Below are 12674 nucleotides of genomic sequence, written 5' to 3'. Positions count from 1 at the left end.
CGGGAATCACTGCGGCAGGGGCAGACCGCGGTCCGCCTTGACCGTGCGCAGCACGAAACTCGAGTTCACGTCGTCGACCGCCGGCTGGTTGAGCAGGCGGTCGAGCAGGAAGCGCGAGAAGTGTTCGAGATCGCGTACGACCACCTGCAGCAGGTAATCCATGTCGCCGGTCAGCGCATGGCAGGCGATGACTTCCTCCCAGCCGTTCACCAGCGCGGCGAAGCCGGCGACCGCGGCGCTGTCGTGGTGCTTGAGCTGCACGCGCACGAAGGCCTGCAGGCCAAGGCCCAGGCGCTCGGCGCTGACGTCGGCGCGATAACCGGCAATCACGCCGTCGCGCTCCAACCGCTGCACCCGCCGCAGGCAGGCCGAAGGCGAGAGATGGATGCGCTCGGCGAGGTCGGCATTGGTCAGCCGGCCGTTGCGCTGCAGTTCGGCCAGCAGCAGCAGGTCAGTGCGGTCGAGGTCGGCGGCAGCCATGATCGTTGTCCTGAATTGCGTATTGACGCACGATTATTGCGCGAAAATACTGTAGACGCGCAATGACGCAAGCCTGTTGCGGGGATTCGGCGCTATCGTCGTGGATCACCGAATCCACCGGAGTCGTCATGTCCGCCCAGCCGTCGAACGCCCCGCGTCGCGTCGAGAACCTGCACACCGAGAAGGGCAAGGTGCCGGTCTACGCCACCGGCATCGTCGAGCAGCCCTGGGACACCTACAGCGCCGACGACCACGCGACCTGGGCCACGCTGTACGCGCGCCAGCGCGAGCTGCTGGTCGGCCGCGCCTGCGACGAATTCCTGCAGGCGCAGGACGCGATGGGCATGACGCCCGACGCGATTCCGAAGTTCACCGAACTCAACGAGGTGCTCGAAGCCGCGACCGGCTGGACGCTGCTCGGCGTCGAAGGCCTGCTGCCGGAACTCGATTTCTTCGACCACCTCGCCAACCGTCGTTTCCCGGTGACCTGGTGGATCCGTCGCCCGGACCAGATCGACTACATCGAGGAACCCGATCTTTTCCACGACCTGTTCGGCCACGTGCCGCTGCTGATGAATCCGGTGTTCGCCGATTACATGGAGGCCTACGGCAAGGGCGGCGTCAAAGCCCACGGCATCGGCCCCGACGCGCTGCAGAACCTGACGCGGCTGTACTGGTACACGGTCGAGTTCGGCCTGATCCAGCAGGCGGATGGGCTGCGCATCTTCGGCGCCGGCATCGTGTCGTCGAAGGGCGAATCGATCTACTCGCTGGAATCGGATGCGCCCAACCGCATCGGCTTCGACCTCGAACGCATCATGCGCACGCGCTACCGCATCGACACCTACCAGAAGACCTACTTCGTCATCGACAGTTTCGAGCAGCTGATGGACGCGACCGGCCCGGACTTCACCCCGATCTATGCGCGCCTGGCGCAGCAGGACACGGTGGGCGCGGGCACGGTGCGCGACGAGGATCGCGTGTTCCACCGCGGCACGGGCGAGGGGTGGACGGCGGGTGGGGATGTTTGATTGTTGCGGTCAGCGGGTGTGCTGACGTCAGACGCTCGCGTTACCCCATGACCCGTCGCTCCAGCGGACGCTGGGGCCCATTTTGATCTTGCGTTTCAGATCGAACTGACAGATCGCTGCGAATATGGATCCCAGCTTGACCAGACATGCGTCTGTTGAAAGCCGCTGGGATGACGATCGCTTTTCACTGGGACGGCGCACGATCAATCCCACGGTCCGAAGAACTTGGAGTCCCGTCATTCCGGCGAAAGCCGGGTTCTCAACGGACGAACGTCCGGTCATCCAGCGACTCAACGCGATGCCAGGATTCGCCATCTCCGTAGCGCAACGGCAACGGCACTGGATTCCGGCTTGACCAGACATGCGTCTGTTGAGAGCGCCGGAATGACGAGTCAGAGTGACTAGACAGGGTTCAAGCCACTCAGTTCACCGATTCCATGTCCACTGCGCCCCCACCATCACCCCACGTCCCGGGCCCGGCTCATAGAACCGGCCATTGCCCTCGTTGACAATCACCGAGCCGATGTAGGCGTGGTCGAGCAGGTTGTCGACGCGCACGAAGGTCCGCAGCTCGCCCGCATCGAAACGCCAGCGGCGTACGCCCTCGAGGTGCACGAGTGCATAGCCCGCCGCGCGGCCGGTCGCGAGATCGTCGACGACGACGTCGCCCACGCCCACGCCTTCGATCGCCGCGCTCCACGGGCCGCCCGTCCAGTCGAGACGCGCGAACAGCTGACGCGCCGGCACGCCGGGAATGCGCGCGCCGGCCGCGACCGGCGTCGACGGCATGGTGCAGCCCGCACCGGTGCAGACCAGATAGTCGTCGCGGAAGGTCGCATCGAGCCAGGTCGCGGCGACGCGCAGATCGAGCGCATTGCCCAAGGGCTGGCGCAGCGAGAGCTCCGCGCCCTGGCGGCGTGCGCGGCCGATGTTCTGGAAGCTGCTGCGGCCGCCGACATTGCGTGCCACCGCGAGCTCGTCGTCGGTCTCGGCACGGAACAGCGCGGCATTGAGTGTGGTGCCCGAACGCGCCTGCCACTTCGTGCCGACTTCAACGTTGTCGCTCACCGCAGGCGCGAGATCGAGCGCGAGCCCGGCGCCGCCGTCGGCGCGATAGCCGAGTTCGTTGAAGGTCGGTGTTTCGAAGCCGCGTCCGGCCGAGGCGTAGAGGCGCAGATCCTCGCGCGGCGCGAACGTCACGCCGGCGACCGGTGAGGTCTGGCGGAACGCGACACGGCCGCTGTCGTCGGGATTGCTCGCGGTGATGTACGCGTCGCGCGATGCGAACTCGACCTCGCTGTGGCGCACGCCAGCCAGCAGCGACCAGCGCGGCGCGAAGGTCCAGTAGAGCTGCGCGAACTGGTCGCGGTTCTCGACGGTATTGCGCTCGTCGCGGCGCAAACGGCCGCGCACGCCGAGCGTGTCGCCCGCGAAGTTTTCGAAGCCCTGGCGGTCCTGGCGCTGGCGATCGGCGTTCGCACCGACCGTGGCTTCGAGCGGTCGCCCGGCGAGCGTGCCTTGCCAGCTCCAGCGCAGGTCGAGGCCGCCGTAGGTGTTGTCGAGATCGATGACGCCGCCCGAGTTCAGCGGATTGACCTGCGCGCCGACGGGCAGCGGCAGCACCTGCATCACCGCACGCATGCCGCCGTAGGCCATCGCGCGCAGCGTCTGCGCATCGCCGATGCCGTGTTCGTAGACCGCGCCGGCCTGGGTCTGGCGCACGGTCTTTCTTGTGTCGAACTGCAGCGCGACCGGCGCGACCTGGCGCGGATTCTCGCGGACCTGCGCGGCGGTCAGGCCGAGCGGGTCCTGTGCGTCGATGTCGACGTGGTTGACGACGAGATCGAGCCGGCGCCGGTCGCCGAAGTCGAAGCGCAGCTTCGCATTCGCCGAATCGCGGCGCGCGGCGCTGTGATCACGCCAGCCGTCGGTATCGAACCGCGACAGCGCGAGGTTGTAGCCGAGCGCGTCCGTGCCGCCGCGCAACTGCGTCGACAGACTGGTCGTGTTGTCGCGCGCATGGCTGGCCTTGAACCGCCAGGGATCGCCGGGCTGTCCGTCGGCGCTCCACAGCTGCACGACACCGCCCGAGGAATTGCCGTACAGCGCCGAGAACGGGCCGCGCATGATCTCGATGCGGTCGCCACCAACCAGACTGAAATGCGACAGCTGGCCCTGGCCGTCGGGCATCGACGCCGGAATGCCATCGGCGAACAGACGCACGCCGCGCACGCCGAACGTGGAACGCGCACCGAAGCCGCGGATCGACAACTGCGTGTCCTGCGCGTGGTTCTGCCGGTCGCGCGCGAGCAGGCCGGGCACGCCCGACAGCGGTTCCGAGGCGACGGTGCCGGCGCGGTTGCTGCTGCCATCGTCGAGGCGGATCGCATCGACCGAGGCCGGCGTATCGAAATCGCTGACGCCGCGCAGCCGTGTGGCATCGACGCGCACGCGTTCGAGCGTGGAGGGGGCATCATCCGTCGCCTGCGCCTGCGCGACGCCGGGCGAGAGCAGGACCAGCGACAGCGCGGATGCCAGCGCGGTGGGGGCCGCGCACATCAACCGAACACCAGCTTGCCGCGCATCACGTTCCAGTGGCCGGGGAACGAGCAGAAGAAGGTGTAGTCGCCGCCGCGCGTGAGGCCCGCGGTCGGGAAGGTGATCGTGGTCGACTCGCCGCCGCCGATGACCTTGGTGTGTGCGATGACGCGCTTGTCGCCAGGCGGGAGATAGCTGTGCGCCAAACTGCCGCGGCCACCGGCGATCGCGACCGGACGGTAATCGGCGGTGCGCGTCAGCACCCAGTTGTGGCCCATCGCCGCGGCCATCTGCCGGCCGGTGTGACGCAGCGTGAGTCGCACCTGGGTGCAATCGGCGGCGACGCGCAGTTCGCTGCGATCGAAGCGCATCGCATCGCTGCTGCCGATCGTCAAATCGCAGGTGCGCGCGAACGCGCCGGTGGCGGGCAACAGCAGCAGCAGCGCGAGCGCGCCGCGCAAGGCGCGGTTCGGCATGACATCTCCGTGGCAAAGCGGGTGTGCGAGGCGACGCATCGCGTCGCGCATTGTCGCAAAGGGCGGCGTGAACGGCCCGGGACGGAATGTCGCAGGTCGTGCGCGTCGAGACGTTTACGCCCGTCATTCCGGCGAAGGCCGGAATCCAGGGCCTTGCGATGTGAGATCCAGTCTCCGCCTTGGAAGACTTCTGCATTCGGAGAGCAGAGTCTCTGGATTCCGGCCTTCGCCGGAATGACGGAGCAGATTTCCGCTCTCGTTTGCGCACGCAGCATGTATCACGCGTGGAGGTGCGAAACCTCAGATCACCTGCAACGTGATCGCCTTCAGCACCGCACGCGTGCGGTCGCGCGTGCCGAGCTTCTCGAGGATCGCCGACACGTAGTTCTTCACCGTGCCCTCGGCGAGGAACAGGCTGCGCGCGATTTCCTTGTTCGAGTAACCGCCGGCGAGCAGGCGCAGGATCGCGACCTCGCGCTCGGTGAAGGTTTCGCGCGGGGCGTTGTCGTCGTGGAAGCGGTAACGCGCGCGCACCGGCTCGGTACTGACCGGTTGCAGCAGGGTTTCGCCTGCCGCCACGCGCGCGATCGCGTCGCGCAGGTCTTCGGGCGCCGCGTCCTTGAGCAGGAAGCCCTGCGCGCCGGCGTCGGTCGCGCGCAGCAGCAGGTCGCTGTCGTCGAACGTGGTCAGCAGCAGCACCGGTGTCGTGTCGCCGCGGGCGCGCAATGCGGTCAAGGCTTCGATGCCGTCGAGGCCGGGCATGCGGATGTCGCTGAGGATCACGTCGACCGGATGCGAGACGAGCTGCTCGAGCAGCGTCGTGCCCGAGTCGGCCTCGAACACGATCACGATGCCGTGGCGTTCGAGCAGCGCGCGCAGGCCGGCGCGGACCAGCGCCTGGTCGTCGGCCAAGGCGACGCGCACCGGCACCGCGCTCATGCCGGCAGTTCCGCATCGATGCGCATCGCGCCGCGCGGATTGCGCGCCAGGCGTACGCGGCCCTGCAGCCCGGCGAGGCGTTCGCGCATGCCGGCAATGCCGTTGCCTTCGCGCCAGCCGTCGCGCACGCGGCCGTCGTCTTCGATGGTGACGTGCAGCCGAGCGCCTTCGCGATGCAGGGCGACATCCAGCACATCCGCATCGGCGTGTTTCGCGGCATTGGTCAGCGCTTCCTGCACCAGACGCAGTACGGCTTCGGCGATCGCAGGATCGGACACGCGCACGTCGTCGGCGATGGTGAGCCGCAGTCGCGGGCGCGGCATCGGCGCGGCGAGCGCGCGCAGGGCGGTGGCGAGATCGAGACCGCCGCTGTCGCGCAGCGCCTGCACCACGTTGCGGATGTCGCCGAGCAGTTCGCCCGACAGCTGTTCGGCGATGCGCAGTTGCGCGTTGCCCGCGAACGCCGGTTCGTCGACCAGCGCGCGCAGGTTGAGGCGCATCGCGGTGAGCTTGTGGCCGGCGACGTCGTGCAGTTCGCGCGCGACGCGCAGACGTTCGGCGTCACGGGCGCTGTCGGCGAGCAGCGCGCGCGTCGCCAGCAGGTCGGCGTTGACGCGCGAGAGCGCATCGCGCGTGCGTTCGGCGCTGCGCGCGTAGTGCATGCACAGCGCGGCGAAGGCCTGGAAGCCGGCGAAGATCAACACCGACATCAGCGGCGCGCCGAAGCCGGCGATGTACTTGAGGATCAGGTAGTAGACGGTGTCGACGACGATCAGCGCCACCGTGGCCACGCGCGGCGACCAGTCGGAGAACGCGACCGCGATCCAGATCACCAGCAGCACGGGCGCGGTGCCGGGCTTGGGATCGAGTGCGATCAGCAGCAGCGCGATCACCGGCAGGATCGCGATCACTGCATGCTCGACGCGCCGCAGCCGCGGCGGCCACACCGACAACGACAGGAAACCGGCCGCGAACAGCCCCAGCAGCAGCCACGCCGTCGCCTGTCGCGCGGGATCGTAGTAGCGCATCGAGAACGCGACCGCGCCGAGCGTCAGCAACGCGGCGAGATTGAGCGGTTCGAACAGACGGCGGGGCTTGGCCATGGCGCCATGCTGCAAGCCGTTGCCGGTGGCGGCAATGGGCGCGGCGCAGAAAGTGACTTCCGGCACTGCGGATCGATGACCACCGGCAGCTGGCACCGGCCGGGCGCGCGTCGAGACTGATGCCACACCCGACCAGGACATCGCCATGCGCCGCATCCCAGCCTCTTTCGCCGCTCCGTTCGTTCTGCTGGCCGCCGCCGCGTGTGCCGCGCCGCTGCACGCCGCCGATGTCGCCGTCTCGATCCGCGAGGCGCGCAGCCAGGACGGCCAGTTCCAGGTCGCACTGGTCGATGCCGCGGGCTACGCCGGCAGCGCAGCACCGATCGCCGCGCGTCTGCTGGCGCCGGCGGGCGACGTCACCCGGGTGACGTTCGACGGCGTGCCGGCCGGCCGCTACGCGCTGATGGTGATACACGACGAGAACGGAAACGGCACGCTCGACACCAACCTCGTCGGCATGCCGGTCGAGGGCTACGGCTTCAGCAACAACCCGCGGGTGATGCGCAAGCCGACGTTCGACGAAGCCGCGTTCGACGTGGGCGCCGATGCGCTGTCGCTCGACGTCGCGATCCGCTGATCCACAGCCGCTCCGGGAGACCGCCATGGATCGTCGCCGCTTCCTCCGCAACCTGCTCTCCGGCGCCACGATCGCCGCACTCGGGCCCGCGCTGCTGCACGGCGGCGATGTCCTTGCCGGCGATCCGGCCGAGTTCGCCGCCGGCCTGCGTGAGCGGCCGTATCTGGCCGGCTGGCGCCAGGTGTCGGCCGAAGCCTTCGGCCCGACCACGGTGCAGCTCGAAGGCCGCCTGCCGGCCGACTTCGCCGGCACGCTGTACCGCAACGGCCCGGCCTGGTTCGAGCGCGACGGCTTCCGTTACGAACACTGGTTCGACGGCGACGGCATGGTGCACGGCTGGCGCTTCGGCGACGGCGCGGTGACCCATCGCGGCCGCATGGTGCAGACGCCCAAGTTCCAGCGCGAGCAGCGCGCCGGCCGCTTCAACACGCCGGCCGCCGGCACCACGGTTCCCGAGCCGGTGGCGATCCGCAACAACGACGATGCCAACACCGCCAACACCTCGGTGGTGACGATCGGCGGCCGCCTGTTCGCACTCAGCGAGGCGGGCTCGGCGTTCGAACTCGATCCCGACCAGCTCGACACGCTCGGTCCGGTGACCTGGCGCCCGGACCTGCAGGCGTTGCCGTTCTCCGCGCATCCGCTGCGCGACCGCGACGGCAGCTGGTGGAACTTCGGAGCGCTGTCGATGATGGGCGGCACCGGGCTGCTGCTGTGGCACATCGGCGCGGATGCGACGCTGCGCGGTGCGCACGTGCTGGAGATGGAAGCCCCCGGCTATCTGCATGCCTTCGTGCAGACCGACCGGCATCTGGTGTTCCTGCTGACGCCGTTCGACTACGCGCCGGCCGGCTCGTTCTTCGAGAGCATGACCTTCGCGCCACAACGCGCGTGCGAGGTGATGGTGGTGGACAAGGCCGCGCCCGATCGCGTCGCGCGCCGTTTCGAGGTCGACTTCACGATGGCCTACCACTTCGGCGATGCGTTCGAGCGCGATGGCGAGATCGTCGTGCGCACGATGCGCCTGGCCGACGTCGCACAGGCACGCTCGCCGCACCGCGCCGCGATGTTCGGGCACCACGGACCTGCCGCGCCCGCGCAACTGGCCGAGCTGCGCCTGGACATGCGCCGCGGCCATGCGCGCTGGGACATGACCGGGATCGGCGGCATCGAGTTTCCGATGTTCGACCCGCGATCGCCCGGCGACCGCGGCGCGCGTCTGTACATGCCGACCAACGCAGGCGACGCGAGTGCGCCGTACTTCAACGCCGTGCAGATGGTCGATCCGGCGACCGGCCGCCGCGAGCTGCACCGCTACGGCCGCGACATCCTGGCCGAGGAGCACGTCTTCATCCCGCGCCCCGGCAGCACGCGGCCCGACGATGGCTGGCTGGTCGGCACGTTGCTCGACCACGCACGCGACCGCAGCGGCATCGCGGTGCTGGATGCGCAGCGCATCGGCGACGGGCCGCTCGCGACCGCGTGGCTGCCGTATGCGTTTCCGCTGGGCTTCCATGGGCATTTCGCGCAGGCGGCGGCATGACGTCGCTTCGTCCAACGCGCTGGTGGCGCATCGTCGCACTGGTCGCGGCGCTGGTGCTCTGCATGTGGATCGGCTGGCGCGACTTCGATCCCTGGATCGCGCGGGACGACGTCCGCGAGGCGATCCGCCTCACGATCCAGCGCGGTGTGCAGATCGCGGTGCAGTTCGTCGCGCCCGGTGTGTTGCTCGCACTGCTGGTGCGCGAGCTGGAGACGTGGTTCCGGACGAAAGGGCGCAGCGCCTGATCCGCCTTGCGGATGCGCCCACGCATTCCGTGTGCGGCGCCGTTGCGCGAGTCGAAGCAGCGCGGGATCCCGACCGGACAACTCGCGCGTGGACGCATCCGAAGCTCTGACGGATCGCCCCCACCCAACCCTCCCCCGCACGCGGGGGAGGGCTCGAAGCAATCAGCCGCGGCTGACGGCTGCGACCGCTTCGGCCACGTAATCCAGATTCTTCAGGCTCAAGGCGGCCACGCAGATGCGGCCGGTGCCGACGGCGTAGATGCCGAATTCATCGCGCAGGCGATCAACTTGGGCGCGGCTCAGACCCGAGTACGAGAACATGCCGGCCTGGTCCTGGATGAAGGCGAATTCCGGCGCGCCGTTCGCGGCGAGCTTCTCGACCAGGCCCGCACGCAGGGCGTGGATGCGCGTGCGCATCTGGCCCAGTTCCGCTTCCCAGCGCGCGCGCAACTCGGGGCTGCCGAGCACGCCGGCGACGAGCGCGGCGCCGTGCGTCGACGGGCTGGAATAGTTCGCACGGATGATGCGCTTGATCTGCGACTGCACCGCGCGGCTTTCCTCGGCGGTGCCCGAGACCACGGTCAGCGCACCGACGCGCTCGCCGTAGAGCGAGAACGACTTGGAGTAGGAGCTGGCGACGACGAAGGTCGCGATGCCCGACTCGGCCAGCAGGCGGATCGCCGCGGCGTCCTGTTCGATGCCCTGGTCGAAGCCCTGGTAGGCGATGTCGATGAAGGGGAACAGGTCGCGCTCGCGCAGCACCTCGATGACCTCGCGCCATTGGTCGACGGTGAGATCGGCGCCGGTCGGGTTGTGGCAGCAGGCGTGCAGCAGCACGACGGTGCCGGCGTCGAGCTTGCGCAGGTCGGCGAGCATGCCGGCGAAGTCGATGCCGTGCCTGGCGGCGTCGAAGTAGGTGTAGTCGACGACCTCGAAACCGACGGCGCCGAACACCGCGCGGTGGTTCTCCCAGCTCGGGTTGCTGATCGCGATGGTCGCGTGCGGCAGCACCTTCTTCAGCAGATCGGCGCCGGTGCGCAGCGCGCCGCTGCCGCCGACGGTCTGCGTGGTCGCGACGCGGCCGGCGGCCAGCAGCGGCGAGTCCACGCCGAACAGCAGTTCGCGGGTGGCCTTCGTGTAGTCGGGCATGCCGTCGATCGGCAGGTAGCCGCGCGGCTTGGCCTCGGCGGCCAGGCGCTGTTCGACCTCGCGCACGGCGTCGAGCACGGGAATGCGGCCGGCCTCGTCGTAGTAGATGCCCACGCCCAGATTGACCTTGGTGGCGCGCGGATCGGCGTTGTAGGCCTCGGTCAGGCCGAGGATGGGATCACCGGGGACGAGTTCGACGTTCGCGAAAAAGGAGGACACGTAAAGACTGCCTGCACGACGGAGGGGAGGGCGCCGGTCGCGCGTGCCGCCTGCGACCGGACCCGCCCAGAATACCGGCCCCCGCCCACCCGCGCGATCTTGGCCGTGGGACAGCCATGGCCTTTGGCGCGACAATGCCGGTCTCCCCGACGCCAAGGACCGCCCGCGCATGCCCAGCATTTCCCTGACCCGCCATCTGATCGAGGAACAGCGCTCGGGCCACGTGACCCCGGATCTGCGGCTGCTGCTGGAAGTCGTCGCGCGCGCCTGCAAGCGGATCTCGGTGGCGGTGGGCAAGGGCGCGCTGGGCGATGTGCTGGGCGAAGCGGCGGCCGCCGGTGGCGGCGACAGCATCAATGTGCAGGGCGAGGCGCAGAAGAAGCTCGACGTGATCAGCAACGAGATCCTGCTCGAGGCCAATGCCTGGGGCGGTCATCTGGCGGCGTGCGCATCGGAAGAGATGGAGCATTCGCAGCAGATCCCCGACGCGTTCCCGCGCGGCAACTATCTGCTGGTGTTCGATCCCCTCGACGGCAGCTCCAATATCGACATCAACGCCAGCGTCGGCACGATCTTCTCGGTGCTGCGCTGCCCCGAAGGCGTGACCGCCGCGCAGGACCACGATTTCCTGCAGGCCGGCAGCACCCAGGTCGCCGCCGGCTACTGCCTGTACGGCCCGAGCACGATGCTGGTGCTGACCATCGGCCACGGCACGCATGCGTTCACGCTGGACCGCGAGCAGGGCTCGTTCGTGCTGACGACGGGTCACATGCGCATTCCGGCGCAGACCCGCGAATTCGCGATCAACATGTCCAACCAGCGCCACTGGGAAGCGCCGACGCAGGCCTACGTGAATGACCTGCTGGCCGGCCAGGACGGCCCGCGCGCCCAGGACTTCAACATGCGCTGGGTCGCGGCGATGGTCGGCGACGTGCACCGCATCCTGACCCGCGGCGGCATCTTCATCTATCCCTGGGACCGCAAGGATCCTTCCAAGCCCGGCAAGCTGCGACTGATGTACGAAGCGAACCCGATGGCGATGCTGGTCGAACAGGCCGGCGGCGCCGCGACCAACGGCCGGACGCGCATCCTCGACATCGCCCCGACCTCGCTGCACCAGCGCGTGCCGGTGTTCCTGGGCTCCAAGGACGAAGTGGAAACCGCGACCCGCTACCACCTGCAGCACGACAGCGCCGCCGCATGAGCACGCCCGCCGATTTCATCGAAGTGACCCCGGGCGCGCTGTCGGCCGACGCCTGCGCGGCGATCGTCGCGCGGCTGCGGGCCAGCCCCGACCTGCACGCCGGCGAGATCGGCGGCGGCGTGTATCCCGAACTCAAGCGCAGCCGCGACCTGTCGATCAGCGATCGCGCCGACTGGGCCGACGTGGTGCAGCAGCTCAACGTCGCGGTCTATGCCGGCCTGATGGCCTATCTGCGCAAGTACCCGCAGACCCTGATCGCCCCGCTGATGCTGCAGCAGCCGGGCGCCGACGGCGCACTGCGTCGCCTCGAAGCCGACGACTTCCCGACGATGGACGACCAGCGCCTCGGCGGCCTGCTGCAGACCTGCCTGCGCCCGGGCACGATCAACCTGCAGTGGTACGCGGCCGGCGAGGGTGGTTATCCCTACTGGCACTGCGAGCTGTACCCGCGCGACGCCAGCGGCGAAACCCTGCACCGCCATCTGCTGTGGACGATCTACCTCAACGACGGCTTCGACGCCGGCGAAACCGAGTTCCTGTTCCAGCAACGCAAGATCGCCCCGCGCACCGGCGATCTGCTGATCGCGCCCACCGCCTTCACGCATACGCATCGGGGCAACAAACCGCAGAACGGGGACAAGTGCATCGCGACGAGCTGGATCCTGTTCCAGCGGGCGGAGGCGTTGTACGGGGGTGGCTGAGGCGCTTCTGCGCCTGTTATTCGGGCGTGTTCCGCGGTGTGTGTCTATCCGCGAGCAGTGCGCACCTTTCCCACTGAGGTGGCCCCGCACCGGACCTGATTCCAAGTCGATGCGTGCGTCGCACGGATCCTGCTCCAAGCACTTCTCCCTCCGGGAGAGAGCCTGCCCCGGACCTGATCCGGGATCGATGCGCGCAGCGCATCGGGTGAGGGCTGCTGTTGCTCGGCTTCGGCCTTGGTTCCTGCTTCCGTTTTCGGCTTTTGCTTTCGGCTCTTGATCTGAAATCGAGCCGTAGAGCGAGCCGAGCACCGCAGCCTGGCGTGGCCGAAGAGCAGCCCATGTCTGAGCGCAGCGAGTTTGGGCTGCGTGCCGCGTCAGGCGAGGAGCGGAGGGCACCGACGCGGCTCCATCGCGTCGGCTCGCGTCCGGCGAAGGGACCTTTTGGTTCCTTTTGGGTCCATCCAAAAGG

Annotated in this window: 12 protein-coding genes; 6 read left to right on the top strand and 6 right to left on the bottom strand. The window is 68.7% G+C overall.

Features of this window, described 5'->3' with window-relative positions:
- Nucleotides 1-6: 6 nt before the first annotated feature.
- Nucleotides 7-480 carry an Lrp/AsnC family transcriptional regulator gene (locus V3391_RS07100; RefSeq protein ID WP_332077741.1) on the bottom strand — a complete coding sequence of 158 codons (474 nt, stop codon included), beginning with the start codon at nucleotides 478-480 and terminating at the stop codon, nucleotides 7-9.
- 128 nt (nucleotides 481-608) lie between these two features.
- Here V3391_RS07100 and phhA point away from each other — a divergent pair, with 128 nt between their 5' ends.
- Complete coding sequence (gene phhA / locus V3391_RS07095) at nucleotides 609-1511, top strand: phenylalanine 4-monooxygenase (protein ID WP_332077740.1); 903 nt, start codon at nucleotides 609-611, stop codon at nucleotides 1509-1511.
- Between the two features lie 426 nt (nucleotides 1512-1937).
- Here the strand turns inward: phhA and V3391_RS07090 are convergent, their stop codons facing one another.
- The 4 genes from V3391_RS07090 to V3391_RS07075 form a co-directional block, all read right to left on the bottom strand.
- On the bottom strand, nucleotides 1938-4070 hold the full coding sequence (locus V3391_RS07090) for a TonB-dependent receptor family protein (RefSeq protein WP_332077739.1): 2133 nt from the start codon (nucleotides 4068-4070) through the stop codon (nucleotides 1938-1940).
- Entirely contained in the window at nucleotides 4070-4525 is a 456-nt protein-coding gene (gene azu, locus V3391_RS07085) for an azurin (protein WP_332077738.1), read from the bottom strand. Before azu ends, V3391_RS07090 begins: the two co-directional genes overlap by 1 nt.
- Nucleotides 4526-4825: 300 nt before the next feature.
- Nucleotides 4826-5464: a response regulator transcription factor gene (locus V3391_RS07080; protein ID WP_332077737.1), complete on the bottom strand. Its 639-nt coding sequence runs from the start codon at nucleotides 5462-5464 to the stop codon at nucleotides 4826-4828.
- On the bottom strand, nucleotides 5461-6663 hold the full coding sequence (locus V3391_RS07075; RefSeq protein WP_332078707.1) for a sensor histidine kinase: 1203 nt from the start codon (nucleotides 6661-6663) through the stop codon (nucleotides 5461-5463). The genes V3391_RS07080 and V3391_RS07075 overlap by 4 nt, the downstream gene beginning before the upstream one ends.
- 49 nt (nucleotides 6664-6712) lie before the next feature.
- Between V3391_RS07075 and V3391_RS07070 the strand changes: the two genes are divergently transcribed.
- Genes V3391_RS07070 through V3391_RS07060 form a run of 3 tightly spaced genes read left to right on the top strand, consistent with a single transcriptional unit; the run spans nucleotide 6713 to nucleotide 8932 of the window.
- Nucleotides 6713-7144 (top strand): DUF2141 domain-containing protein, encoded by a 432-nt coding sequence (locus V3391_RS07070; protein ID WP_332077736.1) that lies wholly within the window; start codon nucleotides 6713-6715, stop codon nucleotides 7142-7144.
- A gap of 25 nt (nucleotides 7145-7169) precedes the next feature.
- Nucleotides 7170-8687, top strand: coding sequence for a carotenoid oxygenase family protein (locus V3391_RS07065; RefSeq protein WP_332077735.1), 1518 nt, complete (start codon nucleotides 7170-7172; stop codon nucleotides 8685-8687).
- Entirely contained in the window at nucleotides 8684-8932 is a 249-nt protein-coding gene (locus tag V3391_RS07060) for a hypothetical protein (RefSeq protein ID WP_332077734.1), read from the top strand. Before V3391_RS07065 ends, V3391_RS07060 begins: the two co-directional genes overlap by 4 nt.
- Before the next feature lie 162 nt (nucleotides 8933-9094).
- Here V3391_RS07060 and V3391_RS07055 read toward each other — a convergent pair whose 3' ends face one another.
- Complete coding sequence (locus V3391_RS07055) at nucleotides 9095-10300, bottom strand: amino acid aminotransferase (protein WP_332077733.1); 1206 nt, start codon at nucleotides 10298-10300, stop codon at nucleotides 9095-9097.
- Between the two features lie 169 nt (nucleotides 10301-10469).
- Between V3391_RS07055 and V3391_RS07050 the strand changes: the two genes are divergently transcribed.
- Nucleotides 10470-11504, top strand: a complete 1035-nt coding sequence (locus tag V3391_RS07050) for a class 1 fructose-bisphosphatase (protein WP_332077732.1) — start codon at nucleotides 10470-10472, stop codon at nucleotides 11502-11504.
- A complete protein-coding gene (locus tag V3391_RS07045) occupies nucleotides 11501-12205 on the top strand; it encodes a 2OG-Fe(II) oxygenase (protein ID WP_332077731.1) in 705 nt (234 codons plus the stop codon). Before V3391_RS07050 ends, V3391_RS07045 begins: the two co-directional genes overlap by 4 nt.
- Nucleotides 12206-12674: the final 469 nt, after the last annotated feature.

This window comes from Luteimonas flava (assembly GCF_036584485.1).
GTDB classification, from domain to species: domain Bacteria; phylum Pseudomonadota; class Gammaproteobacteria; order Xanthomonadales; family Xanthomonadaceae; genus Luteimonas; species Luteimonas flava.
The sequence above is the reverse complement of the archived record's forward strand: the minus strand, read 5'-3'. Positions and strand labels throughout refer to the sequence as shown.